The 24318-nt window shown below is 56.8% G+C and carries 21 protein-coding genes; 6 read left to right on the top strand and 15 right to left on the bottom strand.

Annotated features, from left to right (window positions below; translation table 11 throughout):
- Nucleotides 1–42 precede the first annotated feature (42 nt).
- Together NXC14_RS16915 and NXC14_RS16910 are read left to right on the top strand one after the other, a co-directional pair.
- Nucleotides 43–2319: a polysaccharide biosynthesis tyrosine autokinase gene (locus NXC14_RS16915; RefSeq protein ID WP_085779123.1), complete on the top strand. Its 2277-nt coding sequence runs from the start codon at nucleotides 43–45 to the stop codon at nucleotides 2317–2319.
- Nucleotides 2319–3023 carry a hypothetical protein gene (locus NXC14_RS16910; RefSeq protein WP_085779122.1) on the top strand — a complete coding sequence of 235 codons (705 nt, stop codon included), beginning with the start codon at nucleotides 2319–2321 and terminating at the stop codon, nucleotides 3021–3023. Before NXC14_RS16915 ends, NXC14_RS16910 begins: the two co-directional genes overlap by 1 nt.
- Nucleotides 3024–3234: 211 nt before the next feature.
- Here NXC14_RS16910 and NXC14_RS16905 read toward each other — a convergent pair whose 3' ends face one another.
- The gene (locus NXC14_RS16905; RefSeq protein WP_085779121.1) at nucleotides 3235–3939 is read right to left on the bottom strand and encodes an Ig-like domain-containing protein; all 705 of its coding nucleotides are present in this window, start codon (nucleotides 3937–3939) and stop codon (nucleotides 3235–3237) included.
- Between the two features lie 688 nt (nucleotides 3940–4627).
- Between NXC14_RS16905 and NXC14_RS16900 the strand changes: the two genes are divergently transcribed.
- From NXC14_RS16900 to NXC14_RS16880, 4 genes are all read left to right on the top strand, one after another.
- On the top strand, nucleotides 4628–6202 hold the full coding sequence (locus NXC14_RS16900) for a right-handed parallel beta-helix repeat-containing protein (RefSeq protein ID WP_085779120.1): 1575 nt from the start codon (nucleotides 4628–4630) through the stop codon (nucleotides 6200–6202).
- A gap of 496 nt (nucleotides 6203–6698) precedes the next feature.
- Nucleotides 6699–8462, top strand: coding sequence for a type I secretion system permease/ATPase (locus NXC14_RS16890; RefSeq protein WP_085779118.1), 1764 nt, complete (start codon nucleotides 6699–6701; stop codon nucleotides 8460–8462).
- Nucleotides 8463–8477: 15 nt separating this feature from the next.
- Complete coding sequence (locus NXC14_RS16885) at nucleotides 8478–9785, top strand: HlyD family type I secretion periplasmic adaptor subunit (RefSeq protein ID WP_085779117.1); 1308 nt, start codon at nucleotides 8478–8480, stop codon at nucleotides 9783–9785.
- A 213-nt stretch (nucleotides 9786–9998) separates the two neighbouring features.
- Nucleotides 9999–10694 (top strand): SGNH/GDSL hydrolase family protein, encoded by a 696-nt coding sequence (locus tag NXC14_RS16880; RefSeq protein ID WP_085780159.1) that lies wholly within the window; start codon nucleotides 9999–10001, stop codon nucleotides 10692–10694.
- A gap of 39 nt (nucleotides 10695–10733) precedes the next feature.
- Here NXC14_RS16880 and NXC14_RS16875 read toward each other — a convergent pair whose 3' ends face one another.
- The 14 genes from NXC14_RS16875 to NXC14_RS16810 form a co-directional block, all read right to left on the bottom strand.
- Entirely contained in the window at nucleotides 10734–11210 is a 477-nt protein-coding gene (locus NXC14_RS16875) for a glycosyltransferase (protein WP_085779116.1), read from the bottom strand.
- Nucleotides 11207–11665, bottom strand: a complete 459-nt coding sequence (locus NXC14_RS16870; RefSeq protein WP_085779115.1) for a glucuronosyltransferase — start codon at nucleotides 11663–11665, stop codon at nucleotides 11207–11209. The genes NXC14_RS16875 and NXC14_RS16870 overlap by 4 nt, the downstream gene beginning before the upstream one ends.
- 111 nt (nucleotides 11666–11776) lie before the next feature.
- The gene (locus NXC14_RS16865; RefSeq protein WP_085779114.1) at nucleotides 11777–13150 is read right to left on the bottom strand and encodes an O-antigen ligase family protein; all 1374 of its coding nucleotides are present in this window, start codon (nucleotides 13148–13150) and stop codon (nucleotides 11777–11779) included.
- Between the two features lie 24 nt (nucleotides 13151–13174).
- Entirely contained in the window at nucleotides 13175–14149 is a 975-nt protein-coding gene (locus NXC14_RS16860; RefSeq protein ID WP_085779113.1) for a glycosyltransferase family A protein, read from the bottom strand.
- Nucleotides 14149–15030, bottom strand: coding sequence for a glycosyltransferase family 2 protein (locus NXC14_RS16855; protein ID WP_085779112.1), 882 nt, complete (start codon nucleotides 15028–15030; stop codon nucleotides 14149–14151). The genes NXC14_RS16860 and NXC14_RS16855 overlap by 1 nt, the downstream gene beginning before the upstream one ends.
- Entirely contained in the window at nucleotides 15027–16004 is a 978-nt protein-coding gene (locus tag NXC14_RS16850) for a glycosyltransferase family 2 protein (protein WP_085779111.1), read from the bottom strand. The genes NXC14_RS16855 and NXC14_RS16850 overlap by 4 nt, the downstream gene beginning before the upstream one ends.
- Before the next feature lie 88 nt (nucleotides 16005–16092).
- Complete coding sequence (locus NXC14_RS16845; protein ID WP_085779110.1) at nucleotides 16093–17061, bottom strand: glycosyltransferase; 969 nt, start codon at nucleotides 17059–17061, stop codon at nucleotides 16093–16095.
- Nucleotides 17062–17232: 171 nt separating this feature from the next.
- A complete protein-coding gene (locus tag NXC14_RS16840; RefSeq protein WP_085779109.1) occupies nucleotides 17233–18177 on the bottom strand; it encodes a glycosyltransferase family 2 protein in 945 nt (314 codons plus the stop codon).
- A 76-nt stretch (nucleotides 18178–18253) separates the two neighbouring features.
- Nucleotides 18254–19075 carry a galactosyl transferase gene (locus NXC14_RS16835; protein WP_085779108.1) on the bottom strand — a complete coding sequence of 274 codons (822 nt, stop codon included), beginning with the start codon at nucleotides 19073–19075 and terminating at the stop codon, nucleotides 18254–18256.
- Nucleotides 19076–19085: 10 nt separating this feature from the next.
- Nucleotides 19086–20117, bottom strand: a complete 1032-nt coding sequence (locus NXC14_RS16830; protein WP_085779107.1) for a polysaccharide pyruvyl transferase family protein — start codon at nucleotides 20115–20117, stop codon at nucleotides 19086–19088.
- A 29-nt stretch (nucleotides 20118–20146) separates the two neighbouring features.
- Nucleotides 20147–21649, bottom strand: coding sequence for a lipopolysaccharide biosynthesis protein (locus NXC14_RS16825; protein WP_085779106.1), 1503 nt, complete (start codon nucleotides 21647–21649; stop codon nucleotides 20147–20149).
- A gap of 99 nt (nucleotides 21650–21748) precedes the next feature.
- Nucleotides 21749–22651 carry an exopolysaccharide glucosyl ketal-pyruvate-transferase gene (gene pssM, locus NXC14_RS16820; protein WP_085779105.1) on the bottom strand — a complete coding sequence of 301 codons (903 nt, stop codon included), beginning with the start codon at nucleotides 22649–22651 and terminating at the stop codon, nucleotides 21749–21751.
- Nucleotides 22648–23154 carry an acyltransferase gene (locus NXC14_RS16815; protein WP_085779104.1) on the bottom strand — a complete coding sequence of 169 codons (507 nt, stop codon included), beginning with the start codon at nucleotides 23152–23154 and terminating at the stop codon, nucleotides 22648–22650. Before NXC14_RS16815 ends, pssM begins: the two co-directional genes overlap by 4 nt.
- Nucleotides 23154–24305, bottom strand: coding sequence for a glycosyltransferase (locus NXC14_RS16810; RefSeq protein ID WP_085779103.1), 1152 nt, complete (start codon nucleotides 24303–24305; stop codon nucleotides 23154–23156). The genes NXC14_RS16815 and NXC14_RS16810 overlap by 1 nt, the downstream gene beginning before the upstream one ends.
- Between the last annotated feature and the right edge of the window lie 13 nt (nucleotides 24306–24318).

The following is a 24318-nucleotide window of genomic DNA, read 5'->3' as shown; positions in this document are numbered from 1 at the left end:
CCTGTAGATCTTAGCGCTTGACGCCATTGTTGGAGATCGAAATTGCTGTCGCCAGATAAACTTACGCCGCGTATCGACGCTTCCCGCGATACGGGAAACGAAGCTGATTTCATCGATTTCGACAAGCTTATTGCAATCGTCCGTCGCCAGTGGCGGATCGTAGCGGTATGCGCTTTCGCCTTTGGCATTCTCGGTGTCGTCTATGTCCTGACGGCGGTGCCGGTCTATACAGCCGAGACCAAAGTGCTGATCGACCGCAGCGACAATCAGATGATTAACCAGCTGGCGGCTTTTGGCCAGTTGGACGATGACGAGGGTACGGTCCTCAGCCAGGTCGAGCTGTTGAAGTCCGATACGATCGCCTATGCCGTCGTCGACAAGCTGAAACTTGTCGACGATCCGGTGTTCAACGCACAGAAGAACTCACTCTTTTCTGTCGGGACGCTGAAATCTCTGCTGAATTTTCGCTCCTGGTTTGCCGACGACGCGGCCATCGCTCCCGATCTGGAGATGAAGCGGCGATGGGCCGCGGAAACCGTCGCCGGAAATATCGATGTCGAGCGTGTCGGCAAATCCTACGTTCTCGACGTCACCTACACCTCGCAGTCTCCGGATCTGGCCCGAGTAATCGCCGCCGCCATCGCCGATGTTTATCTGGTCGATAAGCTCAATTCGAAATATGACGCGACAAGGCGGGCCGGCGAGTGGCTGCAGGAGCGTATCGAAGAACTCCGGCAGCAGGCGTTGGACACCGACCTTGCAGTGCAGAAGTTCCGAAGTGAGCATGGGCTCGTCGAGGCGGGGCAGGGCAACTTGCTCAGCGAGCAGCAGCTTTCCGAGCTGAACAGCCAGTTGATCAAGGCTCAGGCCGAAACCGCTCAGGCCGAAGCGAAATATACCCGCATCAAGTCGATCATCGAAGCCAAGCAGACCGATGCGATCGTGACCGACGTGCTCGACAGCTCGATTTCAAACGACCTCCGCAAGAAATATCTCGAAGCTTCGAAGCTCGAGGCCGAAATCGAGGCGCGGCTTGGTCCCGACCACGTCCAGGCCGTCCGGCTGCGCGCCGAGATGGCCGAATACGAACGGCTCATGTTCGACGAGCTGAATCGCATCGCCGAGAGCTATCAGAGCGAGCTCACGGTTGCGCAGTCCCGCGAAAAATCGCTGCGTGACAGCGTTGATAAGGCAACGGGTGTGGCCGCAACGGCGGGCGAGACGCAGGTTCAGCTCCGCGAGCTCGAGCGGACACGGGATACTTATAAGAACCTCTATCAGAGCTTCTTGGCGCGCTATCAAGAGGCGATCCAGCAGCAGAGCTTCCCAATTACCGCCGCACGTATCATCACGACTGCGGAGACGCCAACGAAGCCGAGTGCGCCGAAAAGAAGCCTCGTCATCGCTTTCGCCATGTTCCTGGGATGCGCGTTCGGTAGCGGCATCGGAGCTTTCCGTGAATTCCGCGATCGCTTCTTCCGCACCGGTGACGATGTCAGGGATATGCTCGATGTCGAATCCCTTGGCGTCATGCCGCTGATCGAGAACAATGTCGATGATCCGACGCTGGTCGATCCCGGGAACCCGCGAAGCATCGCCAGGGGCGGCAAGACCACGACTTATGTCGAGGAGCATCCGCTTTCGGCATTCGCGGAGACGCTTCGAAGCGCGAAAATCGCGATCGATATCAGTGCCTCCGACCAGCGCTGCAAAGTCATCGGCGTGGTGTCGAGCTTGCCCGGTGAAGGCAAGTCGACGACGGCAATCAATTTTGCCAAGCTCTTGGCCATGCAAGGGGCACGGTGCCTGCTTATCGACGGCGATATGCGCAATCCCGGAGCGACGCGGGCGATCGGCCGCCACGCGGAAGCCGGCTTGCTTGAAGCAATCGTCGACAATCGCCCGCTGAAGGATCTCATTCTCCTCGACCCCAAGACAAAGCTCGCATTCCTGCCGACGGTGGCACGCTATCGCGTTCCGCATTCGTCGGAGCTGCTCGCGTCGCGCGGTATGGATCAGCTTCTCGAGATTGCGCGTCAAAGTTTCGATTACATTATCGTCGACTTGCCTCCTCTGGCTCCGGTGGTGGATGCACGAGCCATTAACCCGAAGCTCGATGCGGTCGTGTTCGTGATCGAGTGGGGCAAGACTTCGCGGAAGGTGGTCCAATCGACATTGTTGTCCGAGCCGGATCTCTATACGAAGTGCGTCGGAGCCATACTAACCAAGGTCGATCCGGCCCAGATGAAGCTCTACCGGACATTTGGTTCGAGCGAATATTATTACAAGCGCTATTCCCGATACTATACCGAAAGCTGATGTTCGGCATTCGGCACGTTTCGCGCACGAGAATCGTTTTCTTCATCGTCGCCGTGGCCTTTACGGCGCTGGCCAGCCGCGAGCTCTATGCTTCGATCAGGACGGCCAGCATTTCGATTGTCGCCGAGAGGATAGAACGCGGCGAAACTGTCGGGAACACTGTCGCGGCCAGATACGCGGCGCGCGCTATTGAACGAATCGACGGACACTATTGCCGATCTGACATTGTTGCCGCCGGCCTGACGCTCGTTCTGACGCAGCTCGATCGACAGAACGTCAATATCGATTACGACGCCTGGGTTGCCGCGGCCGCCAGTGCACGTCATTATCTGCAACATGCATTATCATGCATGCCGACGAACAGTAATTTCTGGCTGCGTCTTGCGGCGGTCGAGTCGAAGATTGCGGAAGAGCCGCTGTCGAGCGCTGGGATGATGAAACGTTCCGTCGCTCTGGCGCCCTACGATGAGTCGATGATTCTGACGCGGTTTTATTTCTGGAACGGTTTTACCGATGCAACGCTCCTGGCGGCGGGCCACGCGCTCGACAGCGATCTCATGACCATGCTGAAGCTTGGGGATCGTTGCAGGGTCAAAGCCGTCATGAAGCAAATCAGCCCGCAACTCCGCCCGATCTTCGACAGAAATTGGGAGAAGGCAGGAGACGGAGCGACAGCGCGTTTCCGGCAACGCTGCAGCAAGTGATTAGGGGCGGAGCTCTTCCTTGGAGCGCCGTGCGTCCTTTCGCACGGACGCCCTGACACCATGAATCTACCATCGTGCTTTCCGAACTCCGATTTTCGCACCGATGCGCTATCTTGCGCTCTCCCCATGTGACAAGGCCCGCCGATTGTGTGACGGGCCTTTTATTGGCACCCCGTTTGCATAGGAAACGGGGTGCGATGCTTGTCGTCGATCAGACGACGGGGCCGGAGACGACATCCGTGCCCGTAATGTTGAGCGTCAGAATGCCGACATCGGTGTGACCTTCGCCGTCGGAAATCTTGTAGTATTGAACGGTTTCGGTGACATGGTCGCCCGGGGCGATATCGGACGTCAGCTCATAGCTGAATTCGCCGTTCGCCTGGACATGAAAGGTGCCATAAGTACCGAGTACATCGGTTACGGCGCCGCTCTCGGCGTTGACGTTCGTACCGTCAAATTGGCGGAGGAAGAGGTGACCATTGTCGCCGGCAATATCATTGTCCAGAACGTTGCCGCCGATGGAATCGCCTTCGTTGAAGCTGTAATGATCGTCCACTGCGATCGGCTTAACCTGCGTGACGCCCTGAATATTGAGGGTGAACAGGCCGAAATCGGTGTGGCCGGCCCCGTCGGAAATCTTGTAGGAGACTTTCTCCTGAAGCGTTTCGCCGTTGATGAAGCCGATCTTCGCGGCATCACTCAGCACATAGGTATAGCTGCCGTCCGCCTTGACGTAGAAAGTACCATAATCGCCGTGAATTTCGGTAATCTGGCCGGGTTGCTTGGCGCCTACACTCTGGTGATCAAAAGCGCGCAAGAATAGATTGCCATCAGATGTATCATTGGTCAGCAGATTTCCTGAGATAACGTCGGTTTCCAGGAATGTCGCAGAATCGTCTGTTGCGTGAATAGCCATCGGGGTCTCTCCTTGAAATATTGTTCGCTGGTCATGTTTGAACTTCAACGAGCGGCCCGATTAAGGATAGCTTAATAGAAATAGTCAAGCATATGCTTAACAAAAATTAAACATTCATAGGTGCGTTCTTTAATAATTTCACGCGTAGAATGTGCATAAGAGGATGAAATAGTTGAAGATTTTGCGTTAATAATAATTGATTATGGTTGTTGCCCGTTATAACGCTCATATCTTCTCAGGCGAAGTTTATTTATCCGTCGTGAAGCCCGTGTCGTACGACAGAAATATGAAAAAGGTAGAAACACCAATTATAATCCCTTATGATCATCTATCTGATCTGTGCCTTTTGTTATTCATGCTTACCTGTTGTGGGTACTCAACGCAAACAAGCGCTTTTGCGCTAGGTGGCGGCGAGTAGTTGTTCTGCGTGAAATTAGCCTTCGTTTTGTTACCTGCGAAGGCCTTTATCTCCGATAGGGGAGTTCGCGGTGGTTGTTGTCTTGTTTAAATATACAACCACATTTTGTTCGGGAAGTGTTTTGCAATGCAGCAAATGTTTGTCATCAGCAAATATTAATGATCACTTTCTCAAGAATATCGCGAGATAGAACGCATTTTAGTGTTTCATTTTAGCAGGCGGAGAGAGGTCCGCCATTAAAAGATCTCCTAACATCGAGGGAGATCACGCATGACTGTTTATTATGTGAATTCGGCGACAGGATCCAACAATAACAGCGGAACCAGCGAGAGTTCGGCATTCGCGACGTTATCCGCCGTGGAAGCCTTGAAGCTGAACCCCGGCGACAGCGTGTTGCTTGCTGCCGGAAGCGTCTTTAACGAACAATTCGATCTGAGATATTCCGGCACTGCCAACGCTCCGATCACCATCGGCAGCTATGGCATCGGTGACGCGCCGGTCATTCACAGCAGCAATGACGGGATCCACGGCTCCAAGGCTTCGAACATCATTATCGAGAACATCAAGATCGCCGATACCGGCGCCAACGCGATCTATGCCGGCAATGTTTCAAACTGGATCGTGCGCAATGTCGAAGTGTCGAATACCGGCCTGTCCGGTAAACCTGGTTCGGTCAGCTTCCAGAGCAGCCAGAACATCACCATCGAGAACAGTACGCTGACCGGCGTGCATTCCGACGGGATCTGGATGGATAAGGTCAACGGCGTCACCCTCATCAACAATACCGTCACCAACAGTCTGGGCAGCGCCGCAGACGCGATCCAGCTTAACGACAGCAGCAATATATTGGTCGCGGACAACCACCTTGAGCAGACGGCCACGAATAGCGCCAAGGGTGTTCTGGTGCTGATCCGGGCGACCAATGCCGTGGTCGAGGGCAACACTCTGCTCGGTGGCGGCTTTGGACTGAGCGCGCAGGCGGGTACGAATATCGCCATCCACGACAATGATATCTCAGGATATGGCGGCTATAGCTGGTCTTACGGTATCGGTCTCGGTGACCAAGGCGATGCGAAGAACTACGACATCAGCGGAAACTATCTGCATGACGGCGTCTACGGCGTTTTGGTCAGCGCCGTAGGCAACCCTGGCTATATTCGCGAGAATATCACTGTCCACGACAACGTCTTCGACGAACTTTCCTCGTCCGCATTGAAAGTGGACAAACCGGCATCAGGCTCCTTCTACAACAATATCATCGACAGCGATGTACCGACGCTCACGATGCCGGCGACAATTGCCGCCCAAAACACGTTCTCCATCGGAGAGAACAAAACCCTCGAGCAGGCGCAGGCAGAGTTGGACAGCGCTGCAGGCGGCACGGGCGACAACACCTCGCCGGCTGTCGCCGAGCCTGAAGTGATGCCTCCGCCCACGACCACGGTAACACCTGCTCCCACCACAGATGCAGTCATTCCCAAAATTGTCGCAGTGCATGACACCCTGAAGATTTCGGCCGATACCGGCAGCGGTTATCATGGCAATCTGCTGGAAAACGACAGCGCGAGCAACGGGATCGTATGGCTTCGCCGCTTCGGTGATAGCGCAGTTGACAAGCATGGCCTGACGCTGACCGGAAAATACGGCGTCATCCATGTTGAGAGTGATGGCGATTACACCTACACGGTCGACGCTGCGAAAATCGCGGGTTTGAGCGGAAAAGTTAGCGAGACCTTCCAATACAAGATCTCCGATGGCGCTTCGCATATCGATACCGACAGCTTGAGCGTCTCCATCAACGTCGACGCATTCCACGGCAGTCACGTCTCACAAATGCTGGCTTGAAACTGCAGCGGATCCCGAAGCGTTTCCCGCGCGTGGCGGAAATGCTTCAACTTTTAAGGGTCGCGAAGGTCGTCGCTATCGGCGGACGCTGAAGTCACGCGGTGATTATGGAAATGTTCCACAGGTACCCATAAAAGTTAACTATAGATTGCATTTATAGTTAACATCCTAGTAAATATCGATATAAGTGCGCCACATGTGCGCCACATGTTCGCCGCTTTGAGCCGTTATTGGGCGGATTGCGATTATCTCTTGCTTCGGCCGGTATGATTATCGTAGCGTTAATGTTAGAGCCTCTGAAATTGTTCGTGATAAATTTGTATTTTCGGTCATTTTTCAGTGGGACTCATGAGCTAAGTTATAGGCTGCAAGCGGGGGGCGGCACCGGTGCCGGCTCCGAAGGCAGCATGTCAATGATTGGGCTTGATAAGCCCGCAACTGCAATGTGTATCCGCGGCTTCGCCGGGTTAGCGATGCGGTAAGAGAGGATTGCTTCGTGTTTCAAAGTTCGACAGCTGACGTCAATGAACCGTCCAAAGCATTGCGGAAATGCAAAGGGGGCCTGATCTTTATTGGCATAGCAAGCGCACTTATCAACATCCTCTACCTCACAAGTTCATTTTTTATGCTTGAGGTTTATGATCGAGTCATTCCAAGCAAAAGCATACCGACGCTGGCCGCCTTGGCAATACTTGCGTTGACTCTTTATGCTTTCCAGGGCGCGTTCGAAGTTCTCAGGAGCAGAATGCTCGTTCGCGTTGCCGGTGCGCTTGACGAGATGGTGAATGGGCGGGTGTTTCGGGCGTTGATCAAAGCGCCGCTGAAGGTCAAGATTGGCGGCGACGGGCTTCAGCCCCTGCGGGATTTCGATCAGATAAGAACGTTCCTGTCCGGCATGGGCCCGACGGCAATGTTCGATCTGCCCTGGCTCCCTTTCTATCTCGTCATCTGTTTCTTGTTCCATCCGGCTATTGGATATATCGCCATCGGCGGATCGCTCGTTCTCGCCATGCTGACGTTCCTGACCAACCAGGGCACGCGTACGCTCTCCAAGCGGCAATCGGAAGCCGCCAACATGCGCAACGGATTTGCGCAGAGCTCGATCCGCAACTCCGAGGTCATTCATGCCATGGGCATGGCAGGCACGATGGCTGAGATTTGGGATCGCAAAAACGGCGAATACCGGAACATCACCCGGCAGGCATCGGATGTCGGCAATGGTTATGCGACCCTCTCGAAGATTTTCCGTATCGCCCTGCAATCGGGAACGCTGGCAACAGGCGCGATCCTGGTCATTCAAGGTCAAGCCTCTTCAGGTATTATCATCGCCGGTTCCATCCTGACGTCCCGCGCTCTGGCGCCTGTAGAGGCGGCGATTGGAAATTGGCGCGGTTTCGTTTCCGCCCAGCAAAGCTGGGCGCGGCTTGCGAACCTCCTGAAGACAATTCCGGAGATTCCAGCCCCTCTCGCGCTGGCCGCACCTTCCAAGCAGGTGACGGTCGAAGGCGTCGCCAGCGGACCGCCGGCCGGCCAGCGGTTGGTCATCTCCGATATCAGCTTCGGCCTGAGAGCAGGGAGCGCGCTCGGGGTCATCGGCTACAGCGCCTCGGGCAAGTCGTCGCTGGCGCGGGCGATGATAGGCATCTGGCCGACGGTCAGAGGGTCCATTCGTCTGGATGGCGCGGCGCTCGACCAATGGGATGGCGACGCACTTGGCCGGCATATCGGTTATCTTCCACAGGATGTGGAGCTCTTCTCAGGCACGGTCGCGCAGAATATCTGCCGCTTCGCGAAAGAGATGTCGCCGGAAGCGGTGGTTACCGCAGCGAGGGCGGCGCGCGTTCACGACCTCATTCTGCGTCTGCCGAACGGTTACGAGACCGAAATCGGCGAGGGCGGTGCTGCGCTTTCAGCCGGGCAGAGACAGCGTATCGCGCTTGCGAGAGCGCTCTACGGCGAACCATTCCTCGTCGTGCTCGATGAACCGAATTCCAATCTCGATGAGGAAGGCGAGCGGGCGCTGAGTGCTGCGATCATGAGCGTGCGTGCACGTGGCGGCATCGTCGTTGTCATCGCGCATCGTTCCGGCGTTCTGGCAGTGTGCGACTTCGTGCTGATGATGCAGGAGGGCAGGATGATCGCATTCGGTCCTAAGGAAGAAGTTCTGGCGCGGGTCAGCCGGACCGAGGCAGCGCGCACTCCAATTGCCGAGCGCGTGGCTCAGCTTAAGGTCGTGGTCGACGGGAATGCGGCGGAATAGGCCGGAAGGAAGATCGTGAGCAAAGTTATTAGTGAATCCAAACGCTCCCTCAATCGCCATGTGGCGGTTGTCGGCGCGCTGTCCATTGCGTTGGTTTGCGGCATCGGCGGGTGGGCGGCGACGACGGAACTTTCGAGCGCCGTCATCGGCGAAGGCGTCGTTGTCGTCGACGGCGACGTCAAGAAGATCCAGCATCTGACGGGCGGTATCGTCTCGGAACTTCTGGTCTCTGAAAACGAGCATGTGTCGGCCGGACAGGTTTTGATACGGCTTGATGGAACGGCGACAAGAGCACAGCTGTCGATTGTCGAGAGCACGCTTGCTCAGCTTTATGCGCGCCGCGCCCGTCTCAAGGCGGAGCGGGTCGGCGCCGAGTCGTTCGAAGTCGACGAAAACCTCAGCGATCTGACATCCAGCACCGCGGCGCAGCAGCTGCTCGACGGCGAGCGGAAGTTGTTCGACAGCCGCAGGTCAGCGCTGATTGGAATGAAGAGTCAGCTGGCGTCGCGCAAGGATCAATTGGGAGAGCAGATCAAAGGCTTGGTCGTTCAGATCAACGCCACCGGCGATTCCCTTGGTTTGATCGAACAGGAGCTCGAAGCCGTCGATGTTCTCTACAAGAAGGGTCTGGTGACGCTTCAGCGTTTGAATACGCTCAAGCGAGCCCGCGCCGATCTCCAGGGTAACAGCGGTCAGGAAATCGCTGCAAAGGCGGAGGCCGAAGGCAAGGCGATCGAAATCGACCGGCAGTCGATTCAGCTGGATGAGGATCGTCGTTCGGAGATCGCAAAGGACCTGACCGATGTCGAAGCTCAGATCGCCGAGAATGAGGAGCGCCGCGGCACTGCGCTCGATCAACTCCGCCGTCTCGACATCACCGCGCCGCTCAGCGGCCGCGTTCACGAATTGTCGGTGCACACCGTCAATGGCGTTATCGAAGCGGGTCAGACGCTGGGGCTCGTTGTTCCGGAAAACGACGATCTTACCGTCCAGGCGAAAATCGCCACCCGCGATATCGATCAGGTCCATGTCGGCCAATCCGTCGATGTGCGTTTCAGCGCTTTTGATCAGCGCACGACGCCCGATGTGCAGGCGGTGATCACCTCAATTGCGCCTGATATCGTCAAGGATGAGCGGACGGGGATCAGCTATTATCCTGTGCGCGTCAAGCCGGAGGCTCAAAGTATCGCGAAGCTGAAATCGATAAAGCTCTATCCCGGCATGCCGGCCGAAGTCTTTATCAAGATCGGCGACCGCACCGTCATCTCTTATCTCACAAAACCGCTGACCGATCAGATGCAGCACGTATTTCGTGAGGAGTGATTGGCGCTCCTCGGCACCGTTGCGGCGTGTCGAGGCAGCTGCTATCCCCGGTTGGATGTAAGGCTGATTTGCGCACTGAAGCGGGCGTGACTATCTGTGCTTGATGATATTGTCTCAAGCCTGCTGCAAGTTTGGCTTCAAGGGCCTGCCAGCCGTTCCACAAGGTTCTCCTGCCGGGTGACGTATAGCTCTTGCCGAGATATGGTTTTTGTCATGATATGTTTGCGGCTTTGGCGAGCGGCGCCGACCGAGAGGCGACCGGTATCGGGTCTGGTTCTGCTTTTAGCCTGCCTCGTGATGGTTTTGATGACTGAAAACAGTGATGCTGAGAACCTTCCACCGCTGAAAATAGTGGCTTTCGGAACATCGCTGACAGCGCGCGGGGGATGGCAGCCCGACCTCCAAACAAGGCTTTCTGCCTGCCTGCAGAGATCTGTGAAAGTCGAGAGCGTCGCAAAGAGCGGCGAGACGTCGGCGTGGGCTTTGACCCAGCTGGACCGGGTCGTTGCCGAGCAGCCGGATATTATTCTGATCGAGCTCTACGCCAATGACTCGACATTGCATCGGTTCGTGTCCCTGGCGCAAAGCCGAAAGAATATTGCCGATATTCTCGATCAGCTTCATCAACGCCTGCCGCGGGCACGGATCATTCTCATGGCGATGAATCCATTTTCAGGACTGCGGGGGCTGATCCGTCCTTTTGTCGGTAGCTATATCTCGGCTCATCAGGCGGAGGCACGGAAACGGGGCCTGGAGTTTATCGACCACCGCCCCGATTGGGAGAGTCTGACCCCTGACGATCTGGCCGCTGCAATTCCTGACGGCGCACATCCGCGACCCGAAGTCGCTTCTAAAATCATTGTGCCCCAACTCGTCCGGCACATAGCCGACCACGATTGCGGAGAATGAATCTCCCCCGCCTGAGGATGTCTGCACCTGTCGACGGGATCAACCTGCTCCGAGATAACCCTTCAAATAGTTGACCAGCGACGTCCGGCCGGCATCGGACACGTCTTGATGAGAGGGGCTCTCCAGGTCCTGGAGGAGATAGTCTTTGAGTTCGTCGTCATTCTGGGCGACATAGATGCCTGGCCGGCCGACAAGCTGGCTGACCGTGGCAAGCTGGTGATCGTTTCGGTGCTCGCCAAGAGCCGCCTTCCGTGGAACGAGAATGATCGGTTTGCCGAAACGTTTCGCCGTGAGGACGGTGCCGATCCCCGCGTGAGAGACGATGACAGTCGCATCGCGGAAGACCCTATCGAAGTCCGCAGGCTCGATATTCTTGATCCATTTCATGTTCTGTGGCGTGTAGGTGCCCTTGCCGATCTGCGCCAGAACCGGCCTAGTCAATCCCTGTGCGAAACTGTCGACAGCCTTGATGAGGCGATCAAAGGGCAGCTGCGTTCCAACGGTGACAAGGATCAAAGGACAGCTCCTGCGTAATGTGGGCCATCCGGCCGCGAAAGATGTTGCCATTGCGTCAGCCAGAGAGTCGCAATATGGCCAGCCAGTTTTCCGGAGAGGGACAGTTTCTCCACATTGGCGACGCTATCGATCCAGATCGTCCGCTTGCCCGTCAACTTGCCGGCAAGCAGGCAGAAAAGCCCAGGTGCTGCACCTGTCGAAATGACAACGTCCGGCCTGTGTTTGATGACAATGGAGAAGGCGCTGAAAAAGCAGCGGATGGACATTGTGATCGAGTCGCGGCTGCAATCGGGAAGCACCAGTCCATCCTTGATGTCGTATTTGGCGAGCAGTCCCGGGATTGTCGTTGCGAAGACGATATCGCAGCCTTCGAATGCGCCGCGCATGGCCATCAGCTGCTCCCAGTGACCGCCGCCGGAGGAGGCGGCGAGGACTTTCAACTTTTTCTCAGCCATAGAGAGACCTCGTATTGAGAATTGCGCTAAAGTGGTCCGCATCGAAGCCGACCGCCGTGTATTGTTTCGATACTCTACATTTCGGGTCGGATACCAGCTCTTAATATGAACTCATACTGCTGGTCTTCGACCAGAATTCGGCATAATCGGTTTTCGTGGCTTGCGCCTGAAGGAACTCGGCGAAGAATCCTTTGGCAAGCACACGACCATAAGCGGCCAAAGCACGACCGGTGCCAACATCAAACCAGCCTCCATCATCGCGCCGATCATGATCATCAGCATGACTGCGACTTCCTTCGCCTGAACTTCGTTTAGCGCGGCGCCCGACGATACCGTCGTTATGCGTTCTCCAAGCCGTTTGAACAAGAATGCAACCCAGGCGATTGTCCCGGGCACGCCAATGTTGAGCGCGAGCTCCAGATAGGTGTTGTGCGTCGATCTCGCATCAAACGTCACACGGACGAACTGTTCCATGATCTCGGGTTGTCGAAACAGAGCGAACCCATATCCGAAAATCGGTTTGTCGTAGACAAGCGGAATCAGTTGCTCCCAGATGTTCGTTCGGCCGGAGAACGTCAAATCCTTGCCGAAGGCATCCGCGATCAGTTGCGCGGCGCCGAGATAGGCCGACGCGCCGACAAAGCCGAGGATAAGACAGAGAAAGAACAGAAAGAACGATCGAACGCCGGAATTTCCGATCTTGAACATCATCTTCAGACCCGCGAGTGTCGCAAGCCCCATTGCCAACATGACGACGGCCGTCGACGATCGCGAGACGGCGATCAACAAAAGCATCAACAACAAAGCGGTCCAGCGCAGCAACGTCCGATATCGAAGCTTGGCGGATGGCAAGCCGATGGAAACCACGACGACGAACGCGACCGCAAAAAATTGCCCCATCGTGTTCTTATGGTAAAAAAGCCCTTTGACCATGCCGGCATAAGAACCGCCCATGATAGCAAAACGCGGGAAGGCGACCGTATACAGGACGTTGGCAAAGGCTGCAAAAATCGCGAAGTTTGTAAGTAGCCTGAATGTCTCGACGCTGCCGTAGCGACGTCGGTAGAGCAGCGGCGCGATTGTCAGCACCGTCACGGCGGCGACACCGCGCGCGGATGCGCCAAAGCTGATCGATAGAGCGAGGGATATGAGCGAAAAGCCAGCCACAACGATGACGAGAACCGGAATCCTTCGAAAATAGGACAGAAACCGGTTTGGCTCCAGGATGAAGTAAACGCCCATCATCGGAATCAGGGAATAGAGCATCAGCTTCTGCGGAAGCGGATCCACAGATATCCCGTCATCGAAGTTCGAGGGATAACCGTACCACATTCCGGTTGCACGCAAGAGCGTGATATAAAGCATGACCGTGAGGAGCCAACGGACCAAGGTTTCTTTCTCGATGCCATGACGTGGTCGCGATCGCGCCGCTTGCCGCGTCAAGCTGATGTTCCCGTTCGGAACATAAGTAGGGCCGAAACTCATCCGAGAGCGCTCCTGCAAACAGTATCAGAGGGCGGCATTGGGTCTGTATTCCTGGTAGGCATGCCCAAGGATCCCGTTGACCATGCCTGCGCCGCGCAAAACATGAGTGAGCGCCCGCATGCCCCAATAGGGTGAAATCAGAATCGCCGGCAGCATGGCCACCCCGAGCATTACTCTCGTGGCGCCATAGGCCGCGCGATAGAGCCGGCGCTTGAGGTTGCCGTGCAGGACCTCGCTGACGGCGAAAGTGTTGCCAAGCCGGTATTGCCGCTGCAACACCCACTTCCAAGTCATTCGGCTGGCAGGAACGATATCATAGACGAGCGCCTTGTCAGCCCAGAAAACCTGCATGCCACGACGAATTGCCTGATTGAAGAAGAGATAGTCAGTGCCCCCGGTGAAGCGCATTTTCTCCTCGAAACGCAGATTCCATGAGCGGATGAGGGGATAATCGAACATGACATTGTTCGAAGCCGCATAGGAAATGCGCTGACCGTCCTTGTTCTTCTTGCGCTCGAAAACCCTTGCCTTGATGAAATATTCCGGCGGGTTCTCGGGATAGACCGGCTGGACCGGACCGTAGACGCAATCGGCGCGGTTTTTCTCCCGGGTCTCCAGCATCGCATCGAGCCAGCCGTCGACCGGCCATTCGTCATCATCGAGAAAGCAGAAGAGGTCCGTGCCGGCAGGGGCCGAATCGAGCGCGCGGTTGCGCGCAAAGGGTATGCCCTGGTTGGGTTCGACGACATAGATAAGATCATAGGCGCCCGTTTGGCCGAAGCCCTCTACCGTGGCTCTTGCGCTGCCAGCGGCATCATTGTCGACGATCACCATCGTCAGATGATAGGGACGATCCGAATGCTTGGTCTGGCGTGTCATCACGTCGAGCAGCTTGGCGATGCCATCCAGCCGCCGATAGGTCAGCACGCCGACGGCGATGTTCAACGGCGACGCGCCTTGCCGATCAGATGAAGGCGCCAAGGTCTCTTGCTGGTCCATCACTGTCCTCTCCGCAGCATAGCGCCCAAACGCTTGCGCGCGGCCATCAGGGCCACTTCGTTTACGGCGTCATCACCAAACGGACCACCTGCCACCGTGCTTCGAGCTTCGCTCCTCAGCTTCAGGAGCGACGTCGTTTCGGCGATGCCGCCGGCCACCAGGCTCTTGCCGAGCGCATGCAGCCCATCATAGCGACGTGCCAGTTCCAATCCTGTGGCGATCATGATCCGCGGGCGCAGTGTTTTCGCCCTGCTCGTGCCCGTATAGCGGTTCGAAGCATGAATGCGCTGAAAGGTCAGCGGTGTTTCGACGATGGCGCCGCGACCCAGATAGGCGGCCGCAAACTTGATGTAATTGTCGCTGAGGACGACGTCTTTCGCGACGGACATCGGCAGGATCTGGGACAGCAGTTCGCGGCGGAAGGTCAAGCCTGAAGTCGGCACGGGGAGCGAGGGGAAACCGCCTCTGCGCAGAGTGTCCCGCTTGTCGAACAGCGTCACTTGCAGGTCCGCGGGAGGCTGGTCGCCCTCATCGGTCGTGACGCGGTCGAAGCACCAGTCGATCTCGTTGCGGTCGTAGATCTCGGCGACGCGCATGAGTTTGCTGGGCAGAAACGCATCATCGGCGTCGAGGAGAAAAAGGATATCGCCGCTTGCGGCCGCAAAACCGGCATTGAAGCTTGAGGCCTGGCCGCCATTCTCTTTCAATACGGTCAGGATCCGCTCGCCGTATGAAGCAAGGATTTCTCGGGAATCATCAGTGGAGCCATCGTCGACGACGATCACTTCGAAATCCGGATAGGCCTGCGACAGAACACTGTCGATGCAGGGACGCAGATACTGGCCGTAATTGAAATTGTTGATGAGCACCGATAATTTCACCGCACGACCTCCTGCACCAGTCGACCAGAATGATTTCCGGCCGGTGCGTATCGGCGCAGCCCGGCGCGGTAGCCACGCATGTAGTAGTACTTCCAAATGGCCCAGAACCTCTTCTTTGATCGGGGCAAAGGATAAAGAAGCGCCGCCCGAACCGCCCAGTTGGCACTTTCGATCCAGGTCCGCAAGGGCACCCCGCCGATCCTTACACCTTTGGGAATGTCCTCGGCGAAGAGCGCAGGCATTCCATAGCCAAGACGTTCCGCACGTTTCTGGACCCAAGCCTCTGTCACGCTCGAGGCGGGAATCCAATGATGAACGGTGGCCTCAGCGCACCGATATGTCTTCACGCCGTTTCGGGATAGGCGGGTGACAATTTCCGTATCCTCTCCCATCGCGAAAAGACCTCCTGGAAGAGGCCCGATGTCCTCGCGGAACCGTATAGTGCTGCCGAGCAGTTCACGACGCACGGTCGTGTTGGGACCCCAGATTTTTGTCGGGTCGCACGGGCCACTGGATTCCTGGTCGGCTATGGCGAAGGTGGATCCCATGGGAATCCAGTCCAACAGCGGATCTCCATGGGGATAATGCTCCCAATTCGGGAGGATGCGACCGCCGACAACGCCGTAATCCGGATTCACCTCTGCGCACTCCGCAATCGAACTCAACCAACTCGCATCGGCCTCGATATCGTCGTCCGTAAAAACGATCAACGCTCCTCGAGCTATCGCCAAAGCGGCGTTCATAGCTCCTGATTTTCCTGGCCGGGCATGATTGACAACAACCATTGGAAGCTTCTCCGTATATTGGTCGAGAAGCTGCTGTGTTTCGTCTTCACTGTTGTTGTTGACGGCAATCAGTTCCCATTGGTCAGCCGGAAGGTCTTGGCCCAGCATCGAATCCAGCATCTGCTGAAGCCGTCTGCTAGCGCCATTAAAGGACGAAAAGATGACACTAATTTTTAGATTCGCCGTCAAACCGAGCCGCCTCCCGAAGTGCGAAAATCCTGCCCCCTGCCTCGGCAGATGGAGCACTTCCTGTCGATGCCGTGGTTTGGGACTGTCATCACTTGGCACCAAGCTGAGAATGGACCGTTTTATTCATCGCAGATCTCTGCTTCAAAAATTGGCGCAGGATTCCCTGTCTCACCGACTGCGCCCAGAGCAATTTGAAGCGAAGGCCGCTTGGGGGGAATCGCTTGACGACGACGCTGGCCGGCGCCATCAGAAGCCATCTCAGGGCGCTAACAACCGGCAGGCCGGCGATTTTCATTTTGCTCTTGAACAGGTCCGGCCGAACGATAACCAAACCCATGCCATAGCGCTCGCCGCGTCGCAAAACCCAGCCTTCCTTCACATAGCCCTTCCTTATAATGTGCCGAACCCCGGGATGCCGCGAATGAAACGCCTTGGCCCCATTCTTCTCCAACCTGAGAGCGAAAGCAGTATCCTCACCCATGGGGAATTGAGCGACAGTGGCATCCGGGCCGAGGCCGTCGTGGACGATGTAGCCAGGCGCTAAAATGGAACGGCGGAAGGCCGAATTCGGCCCTGAAATTAACGCCGCCGAAATCGGGCCCTCGGGAAGATCGCCATTGAGAGCATAAAGAATTCCCAAGTGCCCATACTTGATCAACCACGGTGCCGGCTTTTCCTCCCATTCGGGCGTGATCAAGCCCCCGAAAATGGAAAACTGAGGTTGCTCCTCCGCCAAGATCAGAAACTGCTCGATCCAATCCGGCGCGGGGATGACATCGTCATCAGTTAAAATGACGAGTTCCCCCTCCAGGTGGCGGAAGCCCAAAGTCAATGCATGTTGCTTGCCTTGTTTTGGCTCGAAATAAACTTCCAGCGGAAGCCGCTCCTTATAGGAATTCAGGACTGCTGCAGTGTTGTCGCTGCTGTTGTTATCGACCGCGACGATTTTCCATTCTTTTTTCGGTATGGTGGCAGCGCAGAGTGCGTCAAGCATCGTTGGCAGGGTCTTCTCTCCATTGTAAGTCGAGAAAAGTATTGTTACCTTGACTTTGCTCATTTGCTGCTCCGGACCCCATTTCGGTCGGATCGCCTCACAGTACGGCTTCAGCTCACGCCTTGCCGGTGACTTGGACCTCCGATAGAACGCTGTCGATGCGTGGACGCAAATACTGCCAAAAATGACTGATAGACACCGATAGTCTCAAATTACTGCCTCCTGGGCAATCGATCACTGTACCGCCGTTTGAGACACGTACCGGCGAATTCCGGCGCGGTAGCCACGCATGTAGTAATATTTCCAGATTGCCCAGAAACGTTTCTTCGATTGCGGCAGGAGATAGAGCATTGCTGCCCGGAAAGCCCATTGCGCGCTTTCGATCCAGGTCGGAAGCGGAACTCCGCTTAACCTCAGCCCTCTAGGCACCTCGTCGGGAAAGAGCGCCGGCATCCCGTAGCCAAGCCGCTCACCTCTTTTCTGTACCCAATCCTCCGTCACGCTCGACGCCGGAATCCAGTGATGGACCACGGCCTCCGCGCATCGGTAGGATTTGGCACCATTGGCCGCGAGGCGAATAACGATCTCGGCATCTTCACCCATGGCAAAAATCTTTCCGGGAAGAGGACCGATATCTTCGCGGTAGCGCACGCTTGTTCCGAGCAGTTCTCGTCTGACGATTGTGTTCGGACCCCAGACTTTTGTCGGGTCACAGGGCCCGCTTTGTGTTTCATCGACGATCGCAAAGGTGGAACCCATCGGAATCCACTGGATAAATCGGTCTTTTGGCTCTTTCTCCCAATCAGGAACAATTCTGCCGCCGAAGATGCCATAACTTGGATGGGCTGCGGCGCAGTCGACGATCGCTTTAAGCCAGTTCGGTTCGGCGCGAACATCGTCATCGGTAAAGACGATGAGATCCCCCTTCACCCGGTCCAGGGCCATGTTCAGCGCACCGGACTTTCCTGGCTTGTGCTGTTGGAGGATGGTGATGGGAAGTTTGTCGCAATAGGATTTCAAAAGATCAAACGTGCGGTCATTGCTGTTGTTGTCAACAGCAATCAGTTCCCACTGATCGTGGGGAAGCTCCTGGCGCACCAGGGAGTCCAGAGTATGGCGCAGCCGGCGGCTGGCGCCGTTGTAAGATGAAAAGAGCACGCTGACGAGAAGATTCGCCATCTTTAACCAACCCTTTTGGTGAAATCGAACGAGAAAAGCGTCATAATTTAGTTGCCTTCGCTATGTGCATCGGAGTCTATGCAGGATTCGACCGCGCCCCGCCGAAAAATTCGCGCCGATAACCCTGGCCGAGAACCCTCAGCCGGCGAAAATTGCGCAACAAGCGTCGCGGCTTCAGAAGCACGCCGCGATTGAGAAAATACTGCCGCATCAGGCTCGGCGCCCGACTATGCGATCCGCCATGGGCGACCCGGTAGACCGCCCCGCGAAAGGGGAGTTTGGCGAGCGGCGCTCCGCGTTGGGCGAGAATATCTGCAATGCGCACATGGCTGCCGAGCATCGACTTGATCCAGTCAAGCGAAGCGTCCTCGAACCGCTGCGGCAATTCATAAAGATCGGCGCGAATGATCAGCGACGTCCCGCAGAGATGGCTGAAGTCATCATGACCAAGCAGGAAATTACCGCCGTCGTCCCAGATGTAACCATGGTCAATCGTCCAGCCGTTGGCGTTCTGATTTTCCGAAGCATGCTGGACGATACGGGAGCTAACGAAATCATCATCGTCGACAATCATGAAGAAACGGCTGTCGGCGGCGGCCAGCATGCCGCTCAGGACGCGCCGGCCCTTGTCGGCGCGGAACGCATCAAGGAAGTCTTCCTTGCTGCCTTTGCCGAGTTCATGCATGTCGTTAGGGGGGAAGGTCACGCGAACGGCGGAAAATTTCTCCGGCAGATCAGGTAGATCGGCGCCTTCGTTGGCTACGATGATGCCGCGCCAATCTCCATTGGTCTGATTGGAAATGGAGGCCACGGTCTGGCCGAGATTTGCCTTCAGCTTGCTCCAATCGCGCGCGTTGTCCTGATGTCGGACCGGGATGATGAAGGTGACAAGTGGCATCGAATTCCCCTTAAGCCCGCAGGCCCACAGCTTCTTTCTCAGCGGCGCGGCCCTGGCCAGCCTGCTGACGCGCCCACTCGATCCCGTCTTCGAGCGATGTCGCCTTATAGGAAAGGTCGGTTCCGCCGGAGAATGCATTCATGAAGCGGCGGATCTTTCCATAGCTGTTGTCCAGTACCGCATGCGGACGGCCGAGCAGCAGCGAGCAGATATGGACGTGCAGGCGATCGGTCACAATCGCGCGGGCACGGGAGATCTGGCTGATGCCGCGCTCGAAGCGGTTATGAGCCGCAGCGTCCAGTCGGCGCAAGGCAACTTCGCTCGGCTTCAATGCGAAATAAGCCGAAGCTACGCCCAGTTTCTTGGCGATATTTACCTTACGCTTCGATTCGGTGATCCAGTCTTCCACAGGAATATCGGAAGGAATCTTGCGATCACCGCCGCCAACCCGTTCCGCATCCTCGCGCAACATGGCGAGGACGGGGATCTGCGTTGCCCTTTCCGGCAGCGGACCGATGGCGAAAGCCATGTCCGGGCATAGCCGCACGGTGCAGTCAAAGTGCTTCTCGGAAAACTCCTTCGATTCTTCGTCGCGCACCAGCAGCACGAAATTCTTGTGGCGCCCGATGGCCCGCTTCGACTGCTCGATGCGCTCAGCCGAACTGTAGTGGATCGACTGCGGAAACTGGATGATCTGCCGATCCGGGAAACGTTCCATGATCATCTCGCGGAAATCCTGGTGGGCGACCCAGATATCGCCGAAATTGCCGCCGCCGTGAATGAAGATCGGGCCTGTGGGAACCCGCCGTTTCAGTTCTTCGACGGAGAAGTCGTGAAGCCTGGAAACATAGTCCGGACGCTTGCCGAAGCGATCACGGAGATAGGCCATCTCTCCCAGCCAGATCGCCGAGTCGCCGCAATTGCGAATGTCAGGAAAATCGAGAATCGCAAGCGGTTCATCGCGCGAGACATAGTCCTTCAGGCAATCATGGATCATGCCGTTGAGTTTTGCGATCAGCTCCGATCTGGATTGGCTGGTCATTCTGCCTCTCTTGTTGGTGTTCGTTAACTTCAGGCCGACTTAGGTACGGCAATACGTTTTGCTTTTGACAGGAACTTGACAATGATGCGGTGGACTTCGGTTTCCGGGCCGTTGGGCTTCTTCATAGCGACCCAAAGAACAAAGCTCGATCCGAGATAAATGATGCCGCCCGTAATGACGAGGAAGGCAAGATACACGGCCAAGTGCAGCTTGTCGGCAGGCATGCTGACCATATGCGACAATCCCCACACGCCGGCCGCCATCAAGGCGACGCTGGCAAGCGCGCGGAAGTTCGCTGCGAGCTGCTGGAAGAACGGCAGATTGATCAGGCGCTTGACCAGAAGCATGTTGACCACGGTGGAAATCAGACCCGTCAACACGCGCGCATAGACCACGCCCGGCAGCCCGTACAGCATCAGACCGGCGATGATGATCGGAATGCGGACCACCAGCATTTGCGTGTCGCGGATGAACAGCATCTTGGTATGGCCCTTCGCCATGCCGAGCGGCTGAACGAGCGAACCCAGCGTTTGCAAGGCGAAGACCGATGCTAGCGCCTGGACGATGAAGATTGCCGGGACCCACTTCTCACCCAAGGCAAGCCTCATCATCGGCTCGGCCACCACGGCCATACCGATCCCGGCCGGGAGCGCCACGGCCGCCAGCAGCGCCTGGGCACGCTGATAAGCTGCGATCAGCCGGATCGGATCATTGCGGACTTTCGAAAAGCCTGGATAAATCGTCTGGTTCAACGGCGCCGTGGCTTCGCGCGTCGGCAGCGTCGAAAGGGTGTTGCCGACAGTATAGTGGCCAAGCTGCGTGGCGCCCAGCATCTTGCCGATCAGCAGATATTCGATCCGCCAGTTCAGCGTGTTGACGATCTGACCGGCCGTCAGCCACACCGAGAACGAAAACAATTCGCGCGCGTGCCGAAAGGTGATGCGCGGCCAGAACGGCAGGACGGTGTAGGAAACGATGATATTGGTCACCTGATAGGCGAGGGTGCCGATCACGAGCGCCCAATAGCTATGATAGACGGCCGCAATTCCCACCGTGACGATAAATCCGACCAGCTTTTGCGAGACGTTGAGGACGAATTCCTGCCAGAAGATCAGATCGCGCTGGAGCATGACGCGGCGCGGATTGGCGAGCCCGCTCAGGAGCAGGCTGAAACTCAAGGCAAGCATCACGCTCGTCAGCCGCGGCTCGTTATAGAATTCGGCGATTGGATAGGACGCGGCGGCAAACAGCAGCGCCAATATCGCGCTTCTCGTCACGCTCAAGGTCCAGACCGCGCTGAAGTGCGTTTCGCTTGGCGACTCGTGGCGGATAAGCGCCTGATTGAGGGAGAGTTCGGTGACCGAACTCAGGATCACCTGGATCGTCGTTGCAATGGCGACGAGACCGAAATCGGCCGGCACCAGATACCAGGCAAGCACGAAGGTGCTGAGCGCCGAGAGCCCGTTGACGATGGCGCGGGACAAACTCAGCCACATGCTGCCCTGAATCAGCCGGTCGGTAACACTGCTCATGGGCGAACGGCTCCTGAGGTCGATAACATTGACCATTTCAGCAAGTCGGTATCGGCGGAATTAGAAAGCATCATGCCTTATTGCCTCGTCACGGGATCATCAAAGGGCGCTGGCCGTCTTGTTGGAAAAATCCTGTTTCAGCCGATCCAGCTGGACCAGCATTTTTTCGTGCGCCCTTACGATAGCCTCGTCGGAGCTGAGCTGTCCCGGCTTTTCAGCCACCCGCTGCAGCGTCTTGACAGTCGAGCCGAAGACAAAGTTGCCGGTCAGTTGCCGGATGCGGCGGTGACGGAACGTTATATTCTTCAACAGATATGTGTTTTTGCGCACCAAAGCTGCGCCTGCTTCGACGAGGTTGGACGGGCCGATCGGGTCGAAATCGATCTCCAGATCGAGCGCACTCGCCCAGTCGTACCACTTGGCGCGATTGCCCGGCGCAATCGGCCGGATCGCGCGCCAAGGAACGCGCAGCGCATCGGAGATGATGCAGCCATGCATTGCCTCGGAAACGACCTTGTGCGATGCGCTGAGTTCGGTCAGAACCTTTTCCACCGACCAGCGCGGATCGATATAATGGATGCCGGCAAGGTCGCAGACCTTGTCCCAGCTGCCGTACATGGCGCTTTCGTAGTGCGGCATGAAAGAGACGGGGTAGCGCTTCTCAACGCTTTTTGCATCCCAGCAACTGCGGGTCAGGATGCCCGAATCGCCGATGGCGTAGCTCGGATCGATGCCGAGGGCCTCGGCGGTCTTTTTTCCGCGCACGAAATAGAAGGTCCAGTTACCGTCGACCTTCGGCGCGTTGGTGTAACCGCCATAACCCGAGCCGAAGACGATCTTCTGTATGTTCGGGTCGAAATTGTCGTAGAGGATGGACCCGATGCCGAGAAAGAGCTGGCTTTCATCGTCGTCGAAGAAGCCGGGCAGCAGACGTTCCCAGAGCCAATGGTTCAGCTCGTCGCCAAAATTTTCATGTTTCCCGCGATAGGCAAACATCTTCATCGTGCTTCTCCAGTCGGCAAGTGCGTCACGAGCTGCGTGACGGTTTCGTCCTCGCGGGCCATGCGTCCGTAACGCGAAATGATCTTGATGTCGCTGCGGATTATCTTTGCCGGGTTGCCGGCCACGAGCGATCGCGGCGGCACGCTCTTGGTCACCACCGAGCCGGAGCCGATGACGCATTCGTCGCCGATCTCCACGCCGGGCAGGATGATGCTGCGGGCACCGATGAAGCAGCGTTTGCCGATCCTCGTGTGAAGATAGAGCCCGCGTGTGAGGTCGTGGGTTAGGATCGCCGCCTCAAAGGCGACATAGGTTTCGGCGCCGATATGCAGTCCCTTCGGGTTGGTCTTGTCGAAGCGCACGCTCAACGAAAAGCTGGCAGTCGGATCGATGTCCATACCCCAGAATTTCGTGTAATAGAGCCATTTGGCCTTTACGATCCCGTTCCGCAGCGGCCGAAATACGTTCAGTCCCCACTTCGGCTTCTTTCCTGTATGCACCATCAAGTCCGACCCCGGCTGGCAAATTCGTCTAGAACGGAACTGTAATAGTCCTCTAGCATCCCCGTTTGACGACGTATGTCGAAGCGCTCGGCCACCAGAAGCGGTGCCCGCGCGCTGAAGGCTGTCCACAGGGCCTGGTCGTTGAGCAGCTTTCCAACCGCTTCCGCCATGCCCGCGACATCCCGCTCCTCCACGAGATAACCAGTTTTCCCCTCTTCGATCGCTTCGCCCACGCCTCCCGAGCGGAATGCGACGACCGGAGTACCGACGGCTTCGGCCTCCAGATTGGCGAGGCCGAAGGCTTCCGCGTGACCATTGTCGAGGGTCACGCTGCCATGAAGATAGAGTTCCGCACTGGCGAGCAGATCCCTTATCTCTGTCTGCGACAGATTTTCATGGATCGTGACGCTTGGCAAGGAACGACGCGCCATGGCTTCGATTTCCTCCTTCAGTGGTCCCTGTCCGACCATGACGAATTCAACCGGGGTGCCGGCGGCCGCCACGCGTGAGAGCGCGTCGATCATGAGGCGGTGGCCCTTATAGTCGACGAAACGGGCAATGGAAACCACCAACCCCTTTTTTCGTGGACGCGGTTCCATTTTGAAGAGATCGAGATCGATACCGATATGATGGCGAAAGACGCGGTCGGCGCGGAAACCGAGCGCCAGCAACCGCTCCCGGATAAAATCGGAAACGGCGATGTTCCAGCTGTTCCAGCCGGCCATCTCGCTCCGGCCCTTGGCGAAGAAACGCACCTGATTGAAGCCGCCGGGTTTTTTTGGATCGCCGCGATAGGTGGCGTCGAAGCCATGAAACGTCGTGACGAGTGGCTTGCCGGCGGCGCGCGCGAGCGGACCGATGACATAGCCGTTCTTGCCGAAATGGGCATGGACAAGATCGGCTTGGCTGATCGCGGGAAAGAGAAAAGGCAGGCCGACCTGCGGGATTTTCAGAAGCAGCTCACCGGCCCGCGCAACGGGAGACCGACGAATGTCATGAACCGGGACAGTTGATTTTTTCGTATGGGCGGAAGAGATTCGCGAACCGGCAAGAATTTCAGCTTCGAAGGAACGAAATGCCACGGCCTGGTTGAGAACGAATGCCTGGCTGGCAGGCAAAAATTTTTCCACATAAATAACGGCTTTTCTCATGAATCTGTTCGCG

The organism is Rhizobium sp. NXC14, assembly GCF_002117485.1.
Classification (GTDB): Bacteria; Pseudomonadota; Alphaproteobacteria; order Rhizobiales; family Rhizobiaceae; genus Rhizobium.
Note: the sequence above shows the minus strand (reverse complement) of the source record. Positions and strands in the feature narration are given on the sequence as shown.